20 protein-coding genes, 1 tRNA gene and 1 pseudogene are annotated in these 21628 nt (G+C 50.2%); 5 read left to right on the top strand and 17 right to left on the bottom strand.

What is annotated here, in order from left to right; translation table 11 throughout:
- Positions 1 to 100 precede the first annotated feature (100 nt).
- The gene (locus OEM52_02615; GenBank protein ID MDK9699031.1) at positions 101 to 496 is read left to right on the top strand and encodes a DUF3192 domain-containing protein; all 396 of its coding nucleotides are present in this window, start codon (positions 101 to 103) and stop codon (positions 494 to 496) included.
- 526 nt (positions 497 to 1022) lie between these two features.
- Here OEM52_02615 and OEM52_02610 read toward each other — a convergent pair.
- The 11 genes from OEM52_02610 to OEM52_02560 all read right to left on the bottom strand — a co-directional run bounded on the left by OEM52_02610 (position 1023) and on the right by OEM52_02560 (position 10021).
- The gene (locus OEM52_02610) at positions 1023 to 1508 is read right to left on the bottom strand and encodes a 4Fe-4S dicluster domain-containing protein (GenBank protein MDK9699030.1); all 486 of its coding nucleotides are present in this window, start codon (positions 1506 to 1508) and stop codon (positions 1023 to 1025) included.
- 96 nt (positions 1509 to 1604) lie between these two features.
- Complete coding sequence (locus OEM52_02605; GenBank protein MDK9699029.1) at positions 1605 to 2357, bottom strand: 2Fe-2S iron-sulfur cluster-binding protein; 753 nt, start codon at positions 2355 to 2357, stop codon at positions 1605 to 1607.
- 25 nt (positions 2358 to 2382) lie between these two features.
- Positions 2383 to 3303, bottom strand: coding sequence for a restriction endonuclease (locus OEM52_02600; GenBank protein ID MDK9699028.1), 921 nt, complete (start codon positions 3301 to 3303; stop codon positions 2383 to 2385).
- 198 nt (positions 3304 to 3501) lie between these two features.
- Positions 3502 to 5394: a 4Fe-4S binding protein gene (locus OEM52_02595; protein MDK9699027.1), complete on the bottom strand. Its 1893-nt coding sequence runs from the start codon at positions 5392 to 5394 to the stop codon at positions 3502 to 3504.
- A complete protein-coding gene (locus OEM52_02590; GenBank protein MDK9699026.1) occupies positions 5391 to 5885 on the bottom strand; it encodes an NAD(P)H-dependent oxidoreductase subunit E in 495 nt (164 codons plus the stop codon). Before OEM52_02590 ends, OEM52_02595 begins: the two co-directional genes overlap by 4 nt.
- The gene (locus tag OEM52_02585; protein MDK9699025.1) at positions 5882 to 6451 is read right to left on the bottom strand and encodes a 2-oxoacid:acceptor oxidoreductase family protein; all 570 of its coding nucleotides are present in this window, start codon (positions 6449 to 6451) and stop codon (positions 5882 to 5884) included. Before OEM52_02585 ends, OEM52_02590 begins: the two co-directional genes overlap by 4 nt.
- Positions 6452 to 6523: 72 nt before the next feature.
- Positions 6524 to 7273 carry a thiamine pyrophosphate-dependent enzyme gene (locus tag OEM52_02580; protein MDK9699024.1) on the bottom strand — a complete coding sequence of 250 codons (750 nt, stop codon included), beginning with the start codon at positions 7271 to 7273 and terminating at the stop codon, positions 6524 to 6526.
- Between the two features lie 93 nt (positions 7274 to 7366).
- Positions 7367 to 8416, bottom strand: coding sequence for a 3-methyl-2-oxobutanoate dehydrogenase subunit VorB (gene vorB / locus OEM52_02575; GenBank protein ID MDK9699023.1), 1050 nt, complete (start codon positions 8414 to 8416; stop codon positions 7367 to 7369).
- Positions 8417 to 8497: 81 nt separating this feature from the next.
- Entirely contained in the window at positions 8498 to 8731 is a 234-nt protein-coding gene (locus tag OEM52_02570; GenBank protein ID MDK9699022.1) for a 4Fe-4S binding protein, read from the bottom strand.
- 69 nt (positions 8732 to 8800) lie between these two features.
- Positions 8801 to 9544: a cobalamin biosynthesis protein CbiA gene (locus OEM52_02565; protein MDK9699021.1), complete on the bottom strand. Its 744-nt coding sequence runs from the start codon at positions 9542 to 9544 to the stop codon at positions 8801 to 8803.
- A gap of 391 nt (positions 9545 to 9935) precedes the next feature.
- A tRNA-Ser gene (locus OEM52_02560) sits at positions 9936 to 10021 on the bottom strand.
- 128 nt (positions 10022 to 10149) lie between these two features.
- Between OEM52_02560 and OEM52_02555 the strand changes: the two genes are divergently transcribed.
- The 3 genes from OEM52_02555 to OEM52_02545 all read left to right on the top strand — a co-directional run bounded on the left by OEM52_02555 (position 10150) and on the right by OEM52_02545 (position 13286).
- The gene (locus tag OEM52_02555; GenBank protein MDK9699020.1) at positions 10150 to 11247 is read left to right on the top strand and encodes a glycosyltransferase family 9 protein; all 1098 of its coding nucleotides are present in this window, start codon (positions 10150 to 10152) and stop codon (positions 11245 to 11247) included.
- Between the two features lie 85 nt (positions 11248 to 11332).
- The gene (locus tag OEM52_02550) at positions 11333 to 12727 is read left to right on the top strand and encodes a DNA photolyase family protein (protein MDK9699019.1); all 1395 of its coding nucleotides are present in this window, start codon (positions 11333 to 11335) and stop codon (positions 12725 to 12727) included.
- Positions 12728 to 12743: 16 nt separating this feature from the next.
- On the top strand, positions 12744 to 13286 hold the full coding sequence (locus OEM52_02545) for an HNH endonuclease (protein ID MDK9699018.1): 543 nt from the start codon (positions 12744 to 12746) through the stop codon (positions 13284 to 13286).
- A gap of 408 nt (positions 13287 to 13694) precedes the next feature.
- On the opposite strand, the gene OEM52_02540 is transcribed toward OEM52_02545, so the two are convergent.
- The 4 genes and pseudogenes from OEM52_02540 to OEM52_02525 form a co-directional block, all read right to left on the bottom strand.
- A complete protein-coding gene (locus OEM52_02540) occupies positions 13695 to 13964 on the bottom strand; it encodes a hypothetical protein (protein MDK9699017.1) in 270 nt (89 codons plus the stop codon).
- A gap of 90 nt (positions 13965 to 14054) precedes the next feature.
- Positions 14055 to 14183 (bottom strand): annotated as a pseudogene (locus tag OEM52_02535) (type II toxin-antitoxin system HicB family antitoxin).
- Between the two features lie 263 nt (positions 14184 to 14446).
- On the bottom strand, positions 14447 to 17533 hold the full coding sequence (locus OEM52_02530) for an AAA family ATPase (GenBank protein MDK9699016.1): 3087 nt from the start codon (positions 17531 to 17533) through the stop codon (positions 14447 to 14449).
- A 208-nt stretch (positions 17534 to 17741) separates the two neighbouring features.
- Positions 17742 to 18314, bottom strand: coding sequence for a DUF899 family protein (locus tag OEM52_02525; protein ID MDK9699015.1), 573 nt, complete (start codon positions 18312 to 18314; stop codon positions 17742 to 17744).
- Between the two features lie 223 nt (positions 18315 to 18537).
- On the opposite strand from OEM52_02525, the gene OEM52_02520 reads away from it, so the two are divergent.
- Positions 18538 to 19299 (top strand): hypothetical protein, encoded by a 762-nt coding sequence (locus OEM52_02520; protein ID MDK9699014.1) that lies wholly within the window; start codon positions 18538 to 18540, stop codon positions 19297 to 19299.
- A gap of 57 nt (positions 19300 to 19356) precedes the next feature.
- Here the strand turns inward: OEM52_02520 and OEM52_02515 are convergent, their stop codons facing one another.
- Positions 19357 to 19620: a hypothetical protein gene (locus tag OEM52_02515; GenBank protein MDK9699013.1), complete on the bottom strand. Its 264-nt coding sequence runs from the start codon at positions 19618 to 19620 to the stop codon at positions 19357 to 19359.
- Positions 19621 to 19694: 74 nt separating this feature from the next.
- The coding region (locus OEM52_02510) for a T9SS type A sorting domain-containing protein (protein MDK9699012.1) at positions 19695 to 21628 on the bottom strand (1934 nt) is incomplete at its 5' end.

The raw sequence follows: 21628 nt of genomic DNA, 5'->3' as shown, positions 1-21628 counted from the left end.
TACTGTATGATACGGAACAATTCTTGTGTTCTCAGGTTTTCTCCCTATCGAGCCGATATTAGATGTGGTGGTCTATCTATGAACCACGATAGGGGAGGTTATGCGTAAATATGCAGTCGCATCTTTGGTTATACTCATGTTGCTACTCGATGGTTGCATGATTTTACTGCCGGGTGAGTCACAGGTCCGGCGGAAGAATGGGTCGCGGCTCGCTGAGCTGAATATCGGCATCGATAAAGACGAAGCGATTGAGATTATGGGCACGGAAATGCTGTTGCTATGGAATATGCGGATGATGTACAACCCGTATCGCACCGAGACGGTGAAGGGTGCCGATGGGAACCTCTATGAAGTGGTGTATTACTATACGCGCGATCCTCAAAAGGGAGCGAACAAAAACGAAGAACTAACTCCCTTGGTATTCAAAGAGTGCAAATTGACAGGGTGGGGCTGGACCTATTTCAACGATATCACAACAGGGGGAAAGAAACGGTAACCGAGACGACCCATTTGAGTAAATCACCAAAAGATAATTCTTACTTTGTGGAACGGAAGCGAAAGTTTTGGAAATTATTGTGGTATGTTTCAATTGGGAAAAGCTCCGGTTCCGGCGGTGTGTGATACTTGTAGACATTTACTATTGGCTGGACTGCAAACAATCAACGCGTTTGTACAAATGCATGCAGTGGTGAAGGGCGTTATGTGGGGGGTTCTACCTAATAAAGGTGTTCCACATAGTACAAATTTTGCTTCTACTCACGCCCACAAGTGGGATTTGCAATACAACAAAACCAGCTATCGAGTACTCCGCAAAGATGACCTACCGTATAACAAACTCCTTTGTAATCGTCGTGACGCACCCAACGACACGGGCGGACGTAAGGGCGGTTCGAGAACTGCTCAGTTAGGAAGGGGTCATTCTCATCAACTACCCCTATAACAAAGGGCGGCTGCCAGCCGCCCCTACAATATAAAATTATCGACTTATCTTTTACCCTACACCCTTAACCTTACACCATTGTTTAGGCGTTATTCACCCTTGCCATGAGTGGTAACGGGGGGACTTCGATTTGATCACCCGGTGCGAGATCGGGTGACGACTCTTCCGCCCATTCGAGCGCGCGAGTTGGACAGAATTTCGCACACGCGGGATCGCCGCCGCAGACATCGCACTTGACAATTTCATTGGCGAACTTGTCGAGATGGATATTCCCGAAGGGACAGGCGACGGTACACATCATGCACTTTACGCATTTGTTCGTATCGACTTCAATCGCGCCGGTGACCGGATTGCGCGGCAGCGCATTGGTCGGACAGACTTTCTGACATGCCGCTTCGTCGCATTGTAGACAGAGGACAACCGACGACACCGTCGGCGAGAAGGTGTAGGCGCGTACCCTTGTCATCGCCGGATTCATTGGCGATTTACTGTGGACGAAGCTGCAGGCGATTTCGCACGAACGGCAGCCGATACAACGGTATGGGGTAACCCAAAGTTTCTTGCTCATTTTTCTCTCGAAAATGGTTTAAGGTAAAAGGTCAAAGGTGAAGGGTATCAATTGAACAAACTTGCATACACCTTACACCATACACCTTACACCCTATTAAACAACTGAGACGAATTTACGGGCAGTCTCAAGTTTCCGCGCGCGATCCGACTTCGTGAAATACGCTTCGGGTAACCCGGATTTCTGCGCAAAGTGCTTGAGTTGCTCCGGCGTTCCCAACACGTCGCCGGTATCGACACACTTCACGAGATCGAAGGTGTGATCCCAAATCGTCCGCTTACCGTCTTTCTCTTCCCACGGAATCGCATCGGTCGGACAGGCGTGGGCACAGGCGAGACAGCCGATGCACGAACGCTCTTCGTCGAGTTCGAGCGGCGTCGCTATCACCTTCTGGATGCCGCGTGACGTACGGGCAATCGCATTTCTGCCAACCGCTTCGCAGACCCGGACGCAGATATCGCAAAGAATACAGTTATCGCCATCGACCCGAATTTCCATCGTGGTCTTTTCGATCCCGTACTCTTTCGCCCACCCTTTGATCACGTCGCTATTCGGGCACCGTGCGAGCTGCATATCGAGCAGAGTCGCCCGCGTCTCCACCACTTTTGGCGAGTGGGTGTCGACGATGAGTCCCTCTTCCGCCTGATAAAGACAACTGGTAACAAGTCGGGTCCAGCCACCCCATTCGGGGCGGGTGATTTCGACGACGCACAACCGGCACGCGCCGACGGGCTCGACGCCGTCGTGATGGCAGAGCGACGGGATGCGAATATTCTCGCGACGCGCCACGGCGAGAAGGTATTCCCCCTTCTCCGCTTCGACGGTCTTTCCGTTTAGTGTTAATTTCATAACTTCCTCGAGTACCAACGAACCGTTACTCATCCGGTTCAAAAAAGTCGTTATCGATTTTATTGATTTTTATAATTCTGTCAACCGATACGCCTAATTCGTGATCAATCATCAATTGAAGTAGTTTTTCACCGTCGATTAGGATAACTCTTTGTGCTTTGAGACCTTTAACATAATTTGCCGCATCTTGCGAAAAATGCGACATTGTTATGAAAACCCCCTTATCGGCGCCAAGCCCCACTAACGCCCCAACAAAGCCTTGAATCGTTGGTCTTCCTACTGGAGCATTTTCAAATCGCTTTGCTTGAATGTGAATTTTCTCTAATCCCAATTTATCTTCGTAAATAATCCCATCGATACCGCCGTCGCCCGACTTGCCAGTGATCTCGCCAATTCCATAACCCATCTTCTCTAACAAACGGACAACCAACTGCTCAAAAAAGGATGGTGTATTCTTCAATATCGCTTCACGAAGTTTTTCGAGTAATTCTTGTCGGAGTGTCTCTTCAACTTGCGTTAACTGCTCGGTTGGCGTTAGTTCCATTATTGGTATTGCGATTGGCGATGCGTTTTCGGTTCCTGTTATGCTTTTCTCAGCATGAGATTTTAGATAGAATTCTCTAAATTCTTCATACTTTTCAAGCAATAGCTTTGCATTGATTTTTGTCGGCTTCTCTTTCAATAATTCTAAACCACGCGTCGTAATACGATACTTTCCATTCGATACTTTTTCAACTAAGAGAGCTCGTAAAAGATAATAGCGAGCCCAATAGCAACGATCGCGAAATAGATTCATTCCGCTTTTCGAAACCGCATTGCGTTCGACTTCGCTCAACTGAAAATGCTTGGCAATCGCATCAAAATACTCGGCGCGTGTATGCACTTGTCCATCTGCAAGAAATTGCAGAAAGACTAATGTGACGTCGTCGAATTTCGGTAATGCCATGATACTCGTGTCGATTCTGTTTACGTGTACGGGCGTACTTTCTGCCCGCTCCAATTTGTAGGGGTCGTTCGTGAACGACCCGCTTTCTTTTCGGGCGGACGTTTTCTGTGCCGCCCGACCCGTTTTTTGTTTTCATGAGGGGCGTATTGCAATACGCCCCTACGATGTCAGGCAAGATTGCCTAACCTCCAAACAAGACTAAAGAATTTCAATCGCGTCGAATTTTTCCGGACAGACGGTGTAGCAGATGCCGCACTTATCGCAAATCGCGGTATCGATCACGTACGGTTTGCCCTTTTCGCCATGAATGGCGGTTTGTGGACAATGGCGCGCGCAAATCATACAACCGGTACACTTCTCTTCGATGATATGGAACGTGATCAGATTGCGGCAGACGCCGGCAACGCACTTCTTTTCCTGAATATGTTGAATCCACTCTTCGCGGAAGAATTTGAGCGTCGACAATACCGGATTCGGCGCATCCATTCCGAGTGAACAGAGCGAACCGAGCTTCATTGCCCGACAGACCCGTTCGATATTGTCGAGCGTCTCCATCGTCGCTTCGCCTTTGGTGACGCTATCGACCATCGCGTGTAATTGGCGCAACCCTTCGCGGCACGGCGTACACTTTCCACAGCTCTCTTCGAGCAAAAAGTGAACGAAATACTTCGCAATGTCGACCATGCAATTCCGGCTGTCCATCACAATCATACCGCCGGAACCCATCATCGAACCATTCGCCGTCAGCGTATCGAAATCGACTGGTACGTCGAGCAGCGATTCGGGGATACAACCGCCCGATGGGCCGCCGGTCTGTACCGCTTTGAACGGTTTATCGCCGATGATACCGCCGCCGATATCGAAAATGATTTCGCGTAGCGTCGTTCCCATTTCGACTTCAACGAGCCCGGTATTCTTTACTTTACCGACCAATGAGAATGCCTTCGTTCCGGTCGAAGTTTTGGTGCCTTTCGACGCAAACCATTCGTGACCATGTTCGAGAATCAGCGGTACGCATGCCCACGTTTCGACATTGTTCAATACGGTCGGTTGTTCGTAGAGACCTTTGACGGCGCTGCGGGTGTACTTCGCGCGCGGTTCGCCGATCTTCCCTTCGATGGAACGCATCAGCGCGGTCGATTCACCGCAGACAAACGCGCCGCCGCCGCGGGAAATCGATACTGTAAAGTTGAATCCGGTATTGAGAATATTGTCGCCGAGCAATCCCGCTTCGGTCAATTTGTCGATGGCTTTTTGCAGTCGTTTTACTGCCAGCGGATACTCTTTGCGGACATACAAATAACCGCGGTTCGCTTTCATCGCATACGCGCCGATGGTCATTCCTTCGAGCACTTTGAAGGGATCGCCTTCCATGATCGAACGATCCATAAACGCGCCGGGATCGCCTTCGTCGCCGTTACAAAGGATATAGGGCGAGCCGGCGTCCATCGCGGTTTTCCATTTGCGGCCGGTAGCGAAACCAGCGCCGCCGCGACCGCGCAAACCACTCTTCGTTACACTATCGACGACCGCTTTCCCTTCCATCGACATCGCTTTCAGCAAACCGCTAAAGCCGCCGTGCGCGAGATAATCGTCGAGCGATTCGGGATCGACATAACCGCAATTCTTGAGCGCAATCCGCTCTTGTTTCGCATAGAACGTGATGTCGTTACGACCCTTTTGCGCTTGCTTCGTCGCGGGATCTTTGAAAAGCAATTTTTCGTTGACCGGCGCTTTTCCGAGCAGGGCATTCACGATGTCGGTAACGTCCTTCACCTTCGGCTGCATATACAGCACATCGTCGGGCAGGATATGTACGAGCGGGCCCATCTGACAGAAGCCGTGACAACCGCTGATCGAGACGTGATGCGCCCCACCATTTTTACTGTGGAGACAATCCTGCAACTCGAGCGCGACTTCGTACTTATTGTCGGCAAGCTGCTTTTTCAATTCGTCGAATACTTCCAACGCGCCACAGGCAACGCAACCGGTACCGGCGCAGACAACGATACGGCGTTGCAGTTTATTATGCGCATCCTGCAGTTTCGTTCGATATGCGACCAGTTGGTCGACCGATTCGAAGCGACTCATTTCGCCTCCTTCGTCTTGAGCAGCTTCTCAACCCGTTCCGGTTTCACTTCAGCGTGGTACTTATCGTCGACGACCACCACCGGCGCCATGCCGCAAGCACCGACGCAATTCACCGTTTCGAGGGTAAACTCAAGGTCTTTGGTGGTACCGGGACCGTCCATTTCCAATTCGCGGGCGAGTGATTCCATCACCATCTGAGCGCCGCGGACGTGACAAGCCGTTCCCATACAAACTTTAATATTGACGCGCCCTTGCGGTTCGAGTGAGAACGCTTTGTAGAACGTTCCGACCGCAAACACTTTCGCTTTCGGTACGTCCAGTACTTTCGACACTTCGATTAATACATCGCAGGGAAGAAAACGGTATTCATCCTGGACGTCCTGCAGCACCATAATCAAACTCGCTTCGTTGCGGGGATACTTCGCAAGAATCTTCTCGAGTTTGGTAAAGTCGTGCGCCGCTTGCGGCGTTACGATATCGGCGTTGCTCATGCTACTGCCTCCACGCGAACCCGGGAAGCATCCGACAGCGCGAGTTCGGCGCCGCGCTTCATTGCCGCTACGTTCGCTTCGATGAATTTCGCTTTCGATTTAAATTCGTGGCGGATGATGTGCTCGACGGCGTCGATGCTGCACACATTCACTAATGCCGCGATTCCACCCAGCGCCACCATATTCGAAGCGCGCGGATTGTTTAACTCAATCGCAATCGCATTACAGGCAAGCCGCACTTCGGTTATATCATCGCGTCCGCTCGAAATCGGAATCAGCGAACTGTTGACGAGGCAAAAGCCGCCCGGTTTTATCATCGGGGCAAACTTTTCGAGCGAGGGACGATTCATCGCGACCAAGTTCCCCGGATTGTTGACAATCGGCGAACCAATCGGACGGTCAGCGATAACGACGGTACAATACGCCGTGCCGCCGCGCATTTCGGGACCATAGGAAGGGAGCCAAACCACTTGCTTTCCCTCTTCCATCGCCGCTTCCGCCAGCAGTTTACCGGTTAGCATCACGCCTTGTCCGCCAAACCCGGCAAATTTAATTTCCAGTTGCATTGCAACCTCACAGTAGGTCGGACATTCCTGTCCGACGTCATCGGGTCGATTTCAAATCGACCCCTACAATTGTTACTTCACCATATCCGGTGTTTTGTATTCGCCGAGGTGGAAATACGGCATCATATCGCTGCCGACCCATTCCACCGCCGCAACCGGGGTCTTACCCCAATTCGTCGGACACGAAGACAACACCTCGACCAGCGAGAAACAGACGTTGTCACGTTGATAGGCGAACGCTTTTTTAATCGCTTTCTTGGTTGCGATAATTCCCGCTGTATTGTGTACGGTGGTGCGGGCGATGTAGGATGGCGTACGCAGCGTTGCCAATAGTTCCGATTCGCGCAACGGCCAACCGGTGTTGTTCACATCGCGTCCAAACGGGCTGGTGGTCGTGACTTGTCCGGGCAGCGTAGTTGGCGCCATCTGGCCGCCGGTCATGCCGTAAATCGCATTGTTCACAAAAATCGTGGTAATCTTTTCGCCGCGATTCGCCGCATGGAGAATTTCGTTTCCACCGATGGAGGCAAGGTCGCCGTCCCCTTGGTAGGTGAACACGATTAAATCGGGACGCGCCCGTTTGAGACCAGTGGCGAATGCCGGCGCTCTGCCGTGAGCCGATTCGAGGAAATCGCAATTAAAGTAATTGTAGGCGAGTACCGAACAACCCACCGGCGCAACACCGACCGCGCGTTCCCGCAACCCCAGTTCATCGAGACATTCGGCGACCAACCGATGAATAATCCCATGGGTACAGCCGGGACAGTAGTGAGTAATCGTCTCGGTAAGCGCCTCGGTGCGTTTGAAAATTAAATCTGCCATAACTGGCTCCATTCAGGGTTCGGGATTCGGGATTCGGGGTTCGCAATTGTTGTGTTTGTTTTCGATCCCCGAGTTCCGATACCCGATATCCTATTACATTAACTTCTTGATCTCTGCGATGATCTCTTCCGGCGACGGAACGATACCGCCTTGTCGGCCATAAAAATGAATCGGCTTGGTACCTTGCATGATCAAGCGCAAATCCTCAATCATCTGTCCGTTATTCATTTCCACGCTGAGGAGCGCTTTCGACTGTGCGCCGATTCGCTTGAGTTCATCGCTGGGGAACGGCCAAAGGGAAATCGGACGGAATAAACCAACTTCGATACCTTCCGCTTTCAACTCGTCGATGACGGTCTTGCAAACCCGGGCGATCGTACCAAACGCGCAAAGCACGATATCGCGCGGCTGTTCCAGATTGTACAGCTCGGAGCGTTGTTCCATCACGTTAATCATCGCATACTTTTTGCGGCGCTTCACATGATATTCTTCGCCGATGTTCGGATCGAGGAAGAGTGTGCCAATCACCCGCTTTGCCCGTCCGGTCGATACGCCGACCGCCCAATCGCTATTATCCATTGGTACCGGTTTCGGGAGTTTATCGAAATCAACCGGTTCCATCATCTGTCCGATCATTCCATCGGCAAGCAAGGCGACCGGGTTCCGGTATTTCTCCGCCAAATCGAAGGCGAGAACCATCAATTCGACCGCTTCCTGAACCGTGGACGGCGCAAGTATGATCATATTGTAATCGCCGTGGCCGGCGCCGCGCGTCATCTGGAAGTAATCGCCCTGTGATGGAAGAATACCGCCTAAGCCCGGACCGGCGCGACAGACGTTGACATACACAATCGGTAAATTCGCCGCAGTGGTATAGCTCATTGACTCCGCCATCAGCGAAATGCCGGGCGAACTGGAAGTGGTGAAGCAGCGGATGCCGGTGGCAGCAGCGCCAAACAAGGCATTGCCGACGGCAACTTCGCTCTCAAGCTGGAGGAACGTCGCGCCAACTTCCGGCATTCTCCGGGATAAGTATTCGGCGACTTCGTTTTGCGGGGTAATGGGATAACCGAAGTAGTTTTTTGCGCCGGCAAAGAGGGCGGCTTCACTAATCGCTTCGTTACCCTTCATCAATAATTTCACGGGTCACTCCCGTTAGCTGGTTGGTCCGTAGGAGTCGATTTCAAATCGACCCGAATTCGGGCGTATGCAATACGCCCCTACTTATGCTTCAAAGAAACGATAGGCGACGGCGTTGACACCGATGGTAATCGCCAAATCGGGACACGTTAACGCGCAAAGCGTACAGCCGATACAGCGCGGCTGTTCAAACACTTCGGCGTAGAAGTATCCCTTAACGTTAATCTCGTGCGACATCCGGATGATCTGCTGCGGACAAGCGCGAACGCATAGTTCACACCCTTTGCAGCGGTTCGGTTGGATTGTGACTCTCGGCATACAAGCTCCGATTGGTCGAGGAAAAAATGAGGATTACATGCAAATGAAAATGCTGATACCGCTTCGCGGTTAATTACTGATGCGACCCCAGCCGTCGCGAGTGTGTGTGACTTGTCGTCCGGTTACTTTTTGCCGCCACGGGGGGAGGAGCATCCGCTCCATCGGCAGAATGGGGACGTCAAGATTCGCCAATACCGGATCGTCAAACAGAAAACGCATTGCCGCGACGAAAGCGAAACTTACTCCTTTGGCAGCCGCTACTTCCTGTGCAAAGACGATACCATCGGCAACCATTTCCGGGGTAGTCTCTTCGATTAAATGGGTATTCGAGACAATCGCAGTAACTGGCAGCCGGGCGCCTTCTTCCACTTCGCGGATCAGGCGCAACGCGCCTTCCACGGTTCCGGTGAATGGACGGCTTTTGTTGAGTACAAAGAACATCTCGTAGTGGCCCTTGGCGAAACTGGTGACCAAGCTCGATACGACCGTAGCGCCTACGCTGTCGCCACCAACATCCAGAACGGTTAATCCGCCCTCGGTTTCAATCGATCCGCGCACTTGGGGAAGCAGGATTGGCAAGTCGGCATTATGATACTCACCACCCGGTGCAATCACCTCTACACCTAATGCAGTCAGTTCATCGCGTGCTTCCCGGCAACGGAAATAGGGATTCACCAAATCGAGGTCAGCAATCTTTACCTTGGTTCCCATCCGCGCGAAATGAGCGGTATAGTTAACCGCCACTTCAGTTTTGCCGCTGCCATAATTCCCGGTGAAAAGTACAACTGGAGCGGTCGGAACGGGTCGCTGCATCAACGCCTCGCAATACCGTTGGGTTTGGGAGAATCTCCGGTGCGGTTGCGAAAGATAGGGAGTATCAGGTAGAAGAAATACGCCTCAACTCCGCATGAGGTTTCGATTCCGGAACATCCGCCACCCGAAATCGCCTACAATATAAATCACATCTTAGCAATCCGCAAAACCCCAGATTCTCTGTGAGTTTACTTATTTTTTATAAGTTTCACTTCGCCAATAATGGTTGAAACATATAGAGGTACAGACTTGTTTCCAGGCCTGAGTCGTAGGGGAGCCTGGGGGCTCCCGTACAGTAAATGACGGCGGCCAGCCACCTCCCCCAAAAAAATAAGGGCGTATCGTGTACGCCCTTATAGACTTTCGACCGACTGGGGTGTCGGTCGTACCGCGGAGAGTGAGGGATTCGAACCCCCGGAAGGCGTAGCCTTCAACGGTTTTCGAGACCGCCCCGTTCGACCGCTCCGGCAACTCTCCGAACCGATAAGTATACGACTTCCGAAATGCATTTGCAAACCGTGGTTTCCTTCGACATTTTCCTGCATGTACGGGGTCGCGATGCTGTTCGACACCTCGTTCGGAACGAAGGAAAGAAGGGGTACTGAGTGATTACGAATGTACGTACCGATTGCCGCCACTACCGCGGACGTCTGCCGTGTAAGCCGCATAAAAGCGAAGGGGTTCACTGCGAAGACTGCCCCCATTACGACGCGTTGTATGGGCATATCCTCATCGTAAAATTAGGTGCGATGGGGGATGTTATCCGCACCACGCCACTCCTGCACCGCCTGAAAAAAGAGTATCCCCGTTATGCCATCCATTGGTTGACCGATTTTCCCGACGCCGTGCCGCGCGCACCATGGGTGGATCGCGTCTACAAATATGACGCGCGCAGTATCGTAATCCTCGAACAATTTTCCTTCGACCGGGTCTATTGTCTCGATAAAGATGTCGAAGCAGTCGCCATCACTGAGCGAGTGCGGGCGAAACACAAATTTGGCTACCGCTTGAAAGACAATGCGGTCGTTCCGGTATTGGCGACGGTGGTGGGAAAGGATGCCGCCAAAGCCGCGCGCCACAAGTGGGAGACCGGACTTTTCGACGACACGAGCAAGGCAAATACGCAATCGTATCAACAGGAAATATTTGCGATTTGCGGGTACGAATTCACGAATGAAGAATACATCGTCCCCGTTGCGCAAACAATTCCATTTGAGCTGCCGACCGGAAAGCGAATCGGACTCAATACCGGGTGTGGCGGACGTTGGCCGTCACGACTCTGGCCCGAAGAGTATTGGGTAAAACTCATCGAAGCGCTGAGGGCAAAAGGGTATTCGCCGGTGATTCTGGGAGGACCGGAAGAGCATGAGAAAAATCTCCGACTGCAAAGCGTGACGAATGCGCCGTACTACGGAACGATGCCACTGGCGCAATTCGACGCGCTGCAAGGTTCGATGGATGTCGTCGTTACTGCCGTTACGATGGCAATGCACTTGGCAATTGGCAGGAAACGCCGCTTAGTATTGTTCAATAATATCTTCAATAAACATGAGTTTGTATTGTACGGGCGGGGCGAAATTCTCGAACCGGAGCCGGCATGCAAGTGCTATTATGCGAACGAATGCCCGCACGGCGGCTGTATGCAAAATCTCTCTGTCGAGCGGGTACTCGCCGCGATTGAGCGGCAAGTAGCGCTTGTATGACCAATGGATTTGCGAGGAGCGACGCCGGCAACCTTGTGCCGGCAAAACGACGTGGCAATCTTGGCGACGCACGAAATAGAATCGTATGAGTACAACACTCTTTTGGTTTCGGAACGATCTCCGGCTTGCCGATAACCCGGCACTGACGATCGCAAGCGAGACTGCCGGCGCAATGCAGCCGGTGTTCCTTTGGTGTCCTCTCGATGAAGAGAAGTGGGCGCCGGGCGCGGCGTCGCGGTGGTGGCTTCACCATTCGCTCGCATCGCTGACAGCATCGTTGCGCGAAAAATCTTCTACCTTACTTCTCCGACAAGGGATCACTTATCGCGACGAAATCCAAAAGCTATTTCGCGAAACGAAAGCGACGAGAATCGTGTGGTGTGACCGGATCGAACCGGCATGGCGGCGGATCGATAACGAAGTCGCCACGCTGTGTAATGAGTTGAAAGTAGAAGTCATCCGGGTCGCGCCGAATCTGCTTTGTAATTATCAAACGCACCTCACAAAAACCGGAAAACCGTACCAGGTATACACCCCGTTTTGGAATGCGTTCCATGCGCAATTTGCGTCTTCCATGCTCGCTCAGGCAGCGTTGCCGCGGACATTGCCGATGCCGGTGGAGGATGTATTCTCGTTGCCGTTGGATGCATTGGAACTGCTGCCAACAGTCGATTGGGCGAGTGGTTTTCCTGCAGTATGGCGGCCGGGCGAACAAGGTGCACAAGAGAATCTCGCCCGGTTTCTCGCGAATGCGATTTTCTGCTATGATGACGAGCGCGATTATCCGGCAATCGCAGGGACATCGCGATTATCCCCCCATCTGCATTTTGGCGAGCTTTCGATTCACCGGATTTGGCGCGAATGCGAAACGCTGCTTAACGATTTGCCATTAGAGACCGCCACGTCGCTTCCGCCGCACAAGGTCGCGTCGTCCGCTCCTCGCGGAAATATTGTGCAGTATCAAAAAGAGCTTGTATGGCGGGAATTTGCCCATTACTTGTTGTGGCATTTTCCCCACACCAGCGATGCGCCGCTACGGGAGAAATATGCCCGGTTTCCGTGGCGGAGTGCGCCGGAGGATTTGCGCCAATGGCAACGCGGTTGCACCGGTTATCCATTGGTTGATGCGGGGATGCGGGAACTGTGGGCGACGGGCTGGATGCATAACCGGGTACGGATGATTACCGCGTCATTCCTCGTGAAGGATCTCTTAGTCGATTGGCGAACCGGCGCGGAGTGGTTTTGGGATACCTTGGTCGATGCCGACCTCGCGAATAATACGCTGGGATGGCAATGGACGGCGGGGTGTGGGGCGGATGCGGCGCCATTCTTCCGTATATTTAATCCAACGACTCAAGCGGAGAAATTCGATCCAACCGGAGCCTACCGCAATCAATGGCAACCCCGCGAATCTTTTGCTCCGATGATCGACCACAAGTGGGCGAGGGAGCGGGCGTTGGCTGCGTTGCAATCAGCATGAACTTGGAGGGGAAAAAATGAAATGTATTTATGATATCCCATCTCAGAACCAAAAATCACATTTACAGAAATCAGACGAACATATTTTCCCGCAAGTTATCGGAGGATTTGCTGTGAAAAAAAATGTTTGTGAAACTTGTAATGATAAGCTCGGAATTGAATTAGACTCTTCGTTTAAAAAGAGCATTTATATTATAAAAGCATTAAACAAACTCAAATTGAGCACGAAAAAGAAGATTCACCGCAACGTCAAATTGTCTTTTGAAAGGAACGGTAAAGAAATTCCAGCTTACTTTAACAATTCGGATGTTCTAACAGGTGGTGTACAAGATTACGAGGAATTTCTCGAGGTACCCAACTCATTAAGTTTTTCGCATATCAGAAAGATTCTTGAAAAGAAAATAAACGAGCATAATTGTACATCAGATTTTTGTGAGGAAGACTATGTCAACGCTCCGTATGATTTACACATTCCCATCATGGATTCGAGTAAGAGCTTATTTCTATTTTCATTTGTCAAAAGAAGAGGTAATGAGACTAATCTAAAATATCTGGGTTAGAAGGTATCTCATTTCGGGCAATTGGCAAGATTGCACTAAACCACTATTCGAGAATAAGTGCCGACAGTGGTTTTCATCAATCACTCACTTCGTTCAAAGATTGGATTTGGGATGATACACTTGAGAATAGATATGTGATCGATCATGCCAGTACTCTTTCGATTGATCCATCAGACATAGATTATCAGTCATTTCATTATGTGAGACTCGATTATGTTAATGATTGCTTATGTGCAATCATCGGTTTGTTTGGAAGATTAAGGTATTCTGTGACACTTTCAGACAAAATGGGAAGAGAAGAGGTGGAAGGAATACTCGGTTATACGGTGTACGATATTAACAACAAAACACTATGTAAGGTGGTTCCACCTGATAATGTATTATGCGACGATTTTGAAATGCTCTTGATTAATACAAACTGGCACAAGTCATACAAAGAGTATATGTAATAAGTCCCGCCGCAAACTTGGTGATGGCGACTTCGGTGCCGACTTGTAGCGATGCTTCTGCGATTTTCGGTATTACTTGTTTTCTTGTCTTCGCGAGGAATGCAATGAAGTAACGTCCGTTCGCGAACGGACTTACGGAAGGAAGTGACGTGGCGATCTCATTCTCTTTTTTGACAACTGGGATTGCTTCGTCGCTTCGCTCCTCGCAACGACATAAGAAGATTGCCACGTCATTCCACTTCGTGCTGTTGCACTTCGTTTCATTCCTCGCAAAGACAAGCAGACCCTGTTGCGGATCGAGGCAACACAACCGCCAAACACCCTCGACTGCCTCGTAGAGGTTTTGGAGCAGTTCCTCAAAGGTTTCTCCTTGCGTCGCACAACCGGGTATCGCGGGGACTTCCGCCCAATAACCGCCCTCCTCCGCTTTGTGGACTATTACTTTCAGTTTTCACCAATTGGTAGCCGTGGGCTTTCGCCCACGTTTTGCAATTGTTAACCATTTCGCAGGCTAAAGCCTGCGGCTACCAACTGCAAGTTTGGGCGTGCGCGGCACGCCCCTACACGACAAAAAAAAACGGGTCGCAGCGTTGCGACCCCTACAATAGCGGGCGAAATCAGAAAGACGTCCCGACTGTTTTCTGAACAACACCTAAAATAAAAAAGGGTGAACACAAGGTTCACCCATACACGAAAACTCCAAAATTAAAATTACAACTTCGCGCGGAGCTGTTTAATCTTAGCGAGCGCTTCGTAGTTTTCGCTATCCAGCAGCAGTTCTTCGGAGAGAATCAATTGAGTGCGCGCATCATCCTTCTTGTTCAGTTTGACCAAGACCTGCGCATAATCGATTTGAATGAATGCAAGTTTCGCGTGGGGTTTATTTCCCTTCATCGCAGCGGCAACGGCATCCCGTAACAATACTTCCGCCCGATCACTGTCTTTTAGCGATTCTGCCGCCAGTAATCCTAACTCATGGAGACAGATCACCTCTTCGTCACCGCCGATTTCCCGTGCTTTTGTGCAACACGCCTCCAGCCACTCACGCGTTTTATCGTTCCGCTTGAGTTTAGAATACGCCGTTGCTAATAGCCGCATCGTCTCGGAAATCTCTCTGCCGACTCCTTCGCGTTTCAAGAGTTCCAGCGAGTTTTCGAGTAATTGCACCGCTTCGGTATAATCGTTGCCCGCGAGCCGGATTTTCGCTTTGACTTGTAGGGTTAAGCCCGCTTCACGAATCGCCTCAGGATTATCGGGAATCGCTTCGAGAATTTTTTCCGCTTCGCCCAAGAGTTGACTGGCACCTTCGCGGTCGCCTTGCAATAGTTTCACATTAGCGAGTGAGCGTTTCGTTGTCACCCAAACCAATTGCGCAATTGCCGGTTGGGGCTTCGGAGCGGCAATCTTCAATAATTCCCGTAACTGATCGCGCCGCGCCTGCCACGCCCCCTTCTCACCGCTGCTCTCCATCTTGGAAATCAAGTCGTTGAAGAGATCAATTGCCGGCTTCAACATCCCTAATTCGACGAGAAAATTCGCATGGGCGAGAATCACAACCGCCATCCGATTCGGATCGGTCGTAAGATGTTCTTGTGCTATTCGCTCGGCGATTTTCGAGTACTCTAATGCCCGTTGTTGATCACCGACGGCATACCACCGCCGCGCACTCTCCAATAGCGGTGTGGTGGCTTCTACGCGCTCGTCGGCATGGTAGAGATAATATGCCAACGCATCGGAACTGCACTGTTCGCCGGAGTTGTGGATCGCTTGAATAATCGCTTTGAAATGACGACGACGTTCGAGATCGGGAATTAGTTCAGTTATCGCCAATTTGATCAATTGATGATTGAAGGCAAAGAGGAGTTGTCCGTTATGTTCGAAGTGGTGGAGGAAGTTACGGAACTCGAGATTTACGAGGGCTTCTTCCAAAGAATCCGAATCGAGTTTTGATAATGTCTGCAATATTGGTAAACCAAAATCGCCGATTAACAGTGCCGCGGTTTTCAGTAACTCAATTTGCTCCGTCGGCAGTTTTCCCATCCGTAAATTTGTTATTTTCACGAGCAACGGTGGCGTGACTTTGCTACTCGCTTCAAATGCCGGGAGATTTTCCAGTAAGGGGCTTTCCAGCAACTCAATTCGCCCCTCCTCCAACGAATTTGCAAGCTCCACCGCGTACAACGGTACGCCATGGGAAAATTTACTGAGCTTCACCAATTCCTGTTGCGGCATGGTTTCCGCTGCCCGCGCCGCCTTGGTGGAAATGAGTTGCAATGTTTCGTTGTCGCTCAATTCGGTGAGTTCAATCCGCCAGAGCCTACCGGTACGGGCAATACTGATGAGCGATGCCGCAATCGCATCTTCGGTGGTTTTCTCGAAGGTGCGGAAGACCCCAATCAGTAATAAGGGAACACGGCGGACTTCCTGTGCCAGTGCGGCAAAAAACCGGAGTACCGCTTCGCTTGCCCAATGAAGATCGTCGATGGCAATTGCAATCGGAGTGGTGCGGGCGACATTCACGATCCAGCGCCGCCATGCGTCCAATTGTGCCGCTTCGGCAGTCGAACCTTCCGGCTCCGCCGGTTTGCGAAGTTGTTTTCCTAACTCGTGCAATTCCTGGCGAGCTTCTTCGGAAATCCGTTTATCGTTGCGCATTGCATCGAATAATCGGTCGAATAGGTCGAGCGGCTGGGTCGAGGAAATCTCTTGGGTTTCCGTAATCGCGACGACAAAATTTGCCGGGAGTTGCTCGAAGAAACGGTTCAATAACCGGGTTTTCCCAATGCCCATTTCACCGGAGATAATTAGCGCTTGTCCTTCACCGGCGATGATTTGTTGTTGCAGTTGTGCTAATGTCGAGAGTTCCTGTACTCGACCGACAAACGGTGAAGACTCCGGCGCGGCAACCGAATAGTCGGTTGTGGGCTGAGTAACCAGTTCGGGAATAACTGGTTCCTCAATCGGTTCCAATTCCGGTTCCGGCGGCGGCTTTGTGCTGCCACCCGCCTCAATCGGTGGTGGTTGGGTCGGCTCACCACGGCGAATTTCGTCGATAATCTTGACGGCTTCGGGTTGAGGAGGAAGATTATGCTCCCGCTTCATCACTGTCACGTAATAGTTGTACTGACGAATCGCGGCGGAGTTCTTCCCCTGCATATTGTAAGCACGGATAATCCCGATATGCGCTGGTTCCAAATCGTTGGCAACGGTGAGACCGCGCATAAAAGTGTCGATGGCGTTCGCCGGCTTGTTCGCCGCTAAGTAGAGATTTCCCAATTCGACGATGGCTTCCAGATACTTCTTCACAAATTCTTCGCGACGGTGGTAGAGCCACTCTTCCCACTCGGGAAGATTGCGCAGGGTGAACCCTTCGAGGAACGGACCCTGATACTTGGCAATAATTGCCTCGAAAGTTGCGAAGGTGCGAATGTTAGCGTTCGACACCAATTTGGTAAAATCTTCGGAGTCGATCTGAACACGAAATTCTGGATTGATTTGACAAGTTGATCGAGTAGAAAGCAACGGATCAATATCGTCGTCGTTCTCTTTGAAAAGTTTCCGGATGTTCCACAATGCATAGCGAAGATTGTAGCGCGCTTGGCTTTCCGGAGATTCCCCCCAGAACATTGTCATCAGCTTATCGCGGGAAATCTCGATACCACGGTTATCGAGGAGATAACAGAAAAGCCCCAAGACTTTTTGGGTAGCAAAATCGCTTACAGCTCGTCCTTGCCAGATGAGCTTAACCGTTCCAAGAAAATGGACGATGAGGTTGTTTTGTGAGTTTACTGCTTGCATTAGCTTGTTTTAAATTTCACCGTAGGAAGTTACATGACAATTTGTCGAACTCCAATTACTCTCACAATGTTGTAGTGATAACTTTTTGATAACCAGTCAATGAATGTTTATCGAGCTGGGCTTCACCGTGCAAACATGTCACAAATCGCTGACTTGTTAGCGATGGCTAATTCGATCACTCCGGGAAATCAATCGCCAGAACACTTGACTAATACTTAAATCGGGGGTGCCAATCTGCCCTCCCGGAAGGTAATAAATCAAAGAAGAACCAGGTTGCGTTAAAATCGTCACCCGGTCCGAAGTAAGACCATGCAACGTGTTCGATCTTACCCTCCGGGGTTTTCGCAAACGAGGAAACCCCCGGCAAGTAGTCCCCATTCACTTCAAACCCAAGGTCACGCTTAAAGCTATTCTCTTGAGTTGAGAGCATGGTGAACCGCCAGTTCCTGGATTTAGCAAACTCGTTCATTACCTCCGGCGTATCGGGCGAACTCACCGCAAAACCGGCTTTGTTTTCAATGTGAAAGTATAACCCGTTAAAACCATCCGCCCACAACGTGCAATACGGACACGACTTGCCCATGTTATGAACAATGAGCAACTCCGATTTATCGCCGAACAGTTCGGAGAGTTTCACCTTGGACCCATCGCTACGCCGGAATGTGTAGTCTGGTACTTCGGAACGTGGACCTTGCAACCGGAGAGCTGCCAGTTGCTGCTTACGCTCGACGATTTCCTTTTCCAGCGCATCAATCTGCTGTTGCCAAGCACTGTCAGCCATGAAATATCCTTTCCGTTGCGGGGAAACCCCATAAATTTCGTACATTCGTCACACTTACCAAGCGGAATATATTTCTCAATTCGCGAAAAAGCCATTTATTCGTACTTACTTGTAAATCAGTCGATCTTCAATAATACTTCTATTGTCAACACACACTCACAAGGTGAGGCATTGGCATTTGGGTTAACTTTTTTGCAAATTAGGGGTTCAGAGGAGCTTTGTTATGCCTGCCGACCATTTAGGACCGTTCGACCTCGAGTTAGACATCGTCGAAGCCAATGTAACCCGCACTGGACCGGGGACGTTTCGTCTCGGTCACAACGATGTGTGGGGACAACTTTGCGTTCGTCTCATCGGACGCTCCGACGACGACCTCAAAGGGGAGTTGCGAAGGCAGGCACTAAAAAAGAAGTATACCCGGTTTACGTTTCAATTTGCTGACACTTCGCGGCAATCGTATGAGCGATGCTGTCGCGATTACCATCGTTACCGCGGGAATGGTTACCTCGACAACACCAAACACCCCTATACTCCCAACCATCACGATTACCCATGTCCGATCTGCAAGAAGATTGCCAAACCGCCGTCGGCTGAAGTAAGACACCACGATGAGCATACAAAGAAATCTTCCGGAATGGTTCTCAAACTCGCCGACGAAGGACTTGCCAAACAGGAAGAGTTGAAACCATGGGAAATGGATGAAGAGGGAAAGAAAATCAGAAAATTTACTGGCGACGGCGAAACCTCAAAACCGTGGATGTTTGACGATCCGAATACGATACCCCTCGATGTCGAACATCTGGTGAATGCCGATAAGCAGTTGAGCGATGCGGCCGAAGAGAATGCAAAAAAACAGGAAGAAGCTGGCATTGGAATTCCGGAGTGGCTTGCCTCCGAGGATGAAATCAATGACAATGATCTCGCTGCCGCTGAGAAGAAAGAGAAAAAAGAGAAGAAACCGTGGGAGCTCGACGACGAGGATTGATTTTATGCATCTTTAATGCATCGTACGTGTAAGGGTGAACCTCGTGTTCGCCCTTTTTTATTTTGTATTGGTGGTTTGTGTTGGTTGTTTTGTACTGGTTGCTACGGGTTTCCAAACCCGTCTTTGGTTGAATTTTGGGTTGGTGGTTACGGGTTTCCAAACCCGTTCCATTTGTAGCGCAGACAATCTTGTCTGCGATTGTCTTTGCGAGCGTAGCGAAGCAATCCCATTTGCTATCGTAGGGGCGGCTGGCAGCCGCCCTTTGTGCTCTTCCAATAAAAATGCGCGGTTGACAACCGCGCCGACTCTTTCACCTTTCACCCTTCCCCCTTCACCTTACACCTTTCACCCTTCACCATTTTTTTCGATCCCCTTCACCTTACACCCTACACCTTTCACCTTAAGAGCACCATTTTCTGTGTCTTGACAAATTCTCCGGCTTGCATCCGTACGAAATAGGTCCCCGACGAAAGATTCTTGCCATCGAATGTCACGCGATAACTTCCGGTTTCTTGTTTTTGATTTACGAGAGTAGCGACTTCCCGACCTGTGATATCGAACAGTCTTAGGTCAACATTCCCCGGTTTCGGTAGTGAATAAGAAATCGATGTCGAGGAATTGAAGGGGTTGGGGTAGTTTTGATACAATGAAAACCTTAAAGGAAGAAAAAGATGTTCCGAGGCAACATCACTGGTGTCGGCTCGTAAACTTAGCTTCGTGACGAAGCAATCGGAGCCACCATTATAGGTAGAGTCAAATGCCGCGGTTGTGGTCGGAAAATTTGAACTTTCAGTAAATCCATAAGCAATAATGCTGTCATTCCCGGTATAAACGATATCGCACGCAACATCTATACTTGCACCACCAAGATAAGTACTATATAAAAGGGTTGATAAGGTGCTGTCAAACTGACTCACAAAACCATCATAAGTCCCACCACTAAATGTTGTATCAATAGAATTACTTGAACAAGGAAAATTGGAGCTACTTGTCTCACCAACGACTACTAAACTGCCATTACCGGGATTAATTACGATAGATTCACCTTGGTCAAGACCATTCCCGCCAAGAAAAGTACTGGCAAGCAATTGTGAGGTAGTGCAGTTCATTTTTAGCAAGAAGCAATCAGAGATACTCGCATTGTAGGAGGTATCGAATGCACCAGTCGTAGTCGGGAAGTCATTGCCTCGCACCCCACCGGTAACTGCAACAATACCATCTACGTCTACTGCGATGCCGTGTCCCATATCGTCGCCGGTACCACCCACAAAGGTGCTATATTCAAGCTGCGAACCGGTAGAATTGAGTTTCACGAGGAAACAATCGCGCACTCCATTAAACAAACTATCATACGTGTTCGGAGTCGTGGGAAAATTGCTGGAACGAGTGCCACCGGTAAGATAGATTTCACCATTGTTCGTTCGGTCGATTGCAGCTTCCACATCGTCGTCGCTGCCACCAAGAAATGTGCTAAAGAGTAAACCTCTACCGGTATTATTTAGATATGTAACAAAGCAGTCAAAAGCGCCATTGTAAGTATTGTCATAGGCGTTTTGAGTTGATGGAAAGTCGTTACTTCCGGTATATCCAGTGATGATTGCACCGCCATTCCCATCGCCAGCAAGCGCTAATGCTTGGCTCTCAGTCCCGTTACTTCCACCAAGATAGGTACTATAGATAAGCTGGGAACCGCTACTATTCAATCGAGTGACAAAACAATTGGTGTGCATTCCATTAAACGTTGGGTCAAATGCCCATAAAGTTATAGGGTAGTCATAACTGTACGTGTTTCCAGCGATGATAACTCCTCCGCTTCCATCGTTCGCTATCCCATAGGGTTGTTCACCACCGGTACCACCAATAAACGTGCTTGATAGAATTTGCGTACCATCACTACTCAAATGGGTAACGAAACAAGGGTGATTTCTCATCGTGGAATCGTAAGCACCGGGAGTAATTGGGAAGTCTACGCTATTAGACGATCCACTGACAAATACACCGCCGATATTGTCGCTAACCAAACTTAGTCCATACTCACTTCCACTACTTCCCCCTAAAAATGTGCTGTAGATGAGGGGATCAATGCGCAAGGAATGGTCGGGGTTGTAACCGTTAGGTAGTGTGATGCCGAAGGTGTTCTTGTCGGTTAGTTGAAAGGACGCTTCGATTTCATTTCGTGTTCCATTTGCCGACACTTGATACACACTTGGCAGCGCCGTTCGCAATTCTCCTAAGGATGTTGGCAGGAGAAGCTCGGTGATGGGCAATGGGGATTGGGCAATCGGGGTTCCATTCGTAGGGGTTCGGGATTCGGGACTCGGGGTTCGAC

It is taken from the genome of bacterium, assembly GCA_030247525.1.
In the GTDB taxonomy this organism is placed as follows: domain Bacteria; phylum Electryoneota; class JAOADG01; order JAOADG01; family JAOADG01; genus JAOTSC01.
The sequence above is the reverse complement of the archived record's forward strand: the minus strand, read 5'-3'. Positions and strand labels throughout refer to the sequence as shown.

Bases quoted from the DNA above. Each gene is read 5' to 3' on its own strand.
- OEM52_02615 (MDK9699031.1), top strand. From the start codon at position 101: ATGCGTAAATATGCAGTCGCATCTTTGGTTATACTCATGTTGCTACTC.
- OEM52_02610 (MDK9699030.1), bottom strand. From the start codon at position 1,508: ATGAGCAAGAAACTTTGGGTTACCCCATACCGTTGTATCGGCTGCCGT.
- OEM52_02605 (MDK9699029.1), bottom strand. From the start codon at position 2,357: ATGAAATTAACACTAAACGGAAAGACCGTCGAAGCGGAGAAGGGGGAA.
- OEM52_02600 (MDK9699028.1), bottom strand. From the start codon at position 3,303: ATGGCATTACCGAAATTCGACGACGTCACATTAGTCTTTCTGCAATTT.
- OEM52_02595 (MDK9699027.1), bottom strand. From the start codon at position 5,394: ATGAGTCGCTTCGAATCGGTCGACCAACTGGTCGCATATCGAACGAAA.
- OEM52_02590 (MDK9699026.1), bottom strand. From the start codon at position 5,885: ATGAGCAACGCCGATATCGTAACGCCGCAAGCGGCGCACGACTTTACC.
- OEM52_02585 (MDK9699025.1), bottom strand. From the start codon at position 6,451: ATGCAACTGGAAATTAAATTTGCCGGGTTTGGCGGACAAGGCGTGATG.
- OEM52_02580 (MDK9699024.1), bottom strand. From the start codon at position 7,273: ATGGCAGATTTAATTTTCAAACGCACCGAGGCGCTTACCGAGACGATT.
- OEM52_02570 (MDK9699022.1), bottom strand. From the start codon at position 8,731: ATGCCGAGAGTCACAATCCAACCGAACCGCTGCAAAGGGTGTGAACTA.
- OEM52_02565 (MDK9699021.1), bottom strand. From the start codon at position 9,544: ATGCAGCGACCCGTTCCGACCGCTCCAGTTGTACTTTTCACCGGGAAT.
- OEM52_02550 (MDK9699019.1), top strand. From the start codon at position 11,333: ATGAGTACAACACTCTTTTGGTTTCGGAACGATCTCCGGCTTGCCGAT.
- OEM52_02545 (MDK9699018.1), top strand. From the start codon at position 12,744: ATGAAATGTATTTATGATATCCCATCTCAGAACCAAAAATCACATTTA.
- OEM52_02530 (MDK9699016.1), bottom strand. From the start codon at position 17,533: ATGCAAGCAGTAAACTCACAAAACAACCTCATCGTCCATTTTCTTGGA.
- OEM52_02525 (MDK9699015.1), bottom strand. From the start codon at position 18,314: ATGGCTGACAGTGCTTGGCAACAGCAGATTGATGCGCTGGAAAAGGAA.
- OEM52_02520 (MDK9699014.1), top strand. From the start codon at position 18,538: ATGCCTGCCGACCATTTAGGACCGTTCGACCTCGAGTTAGACATCGTC.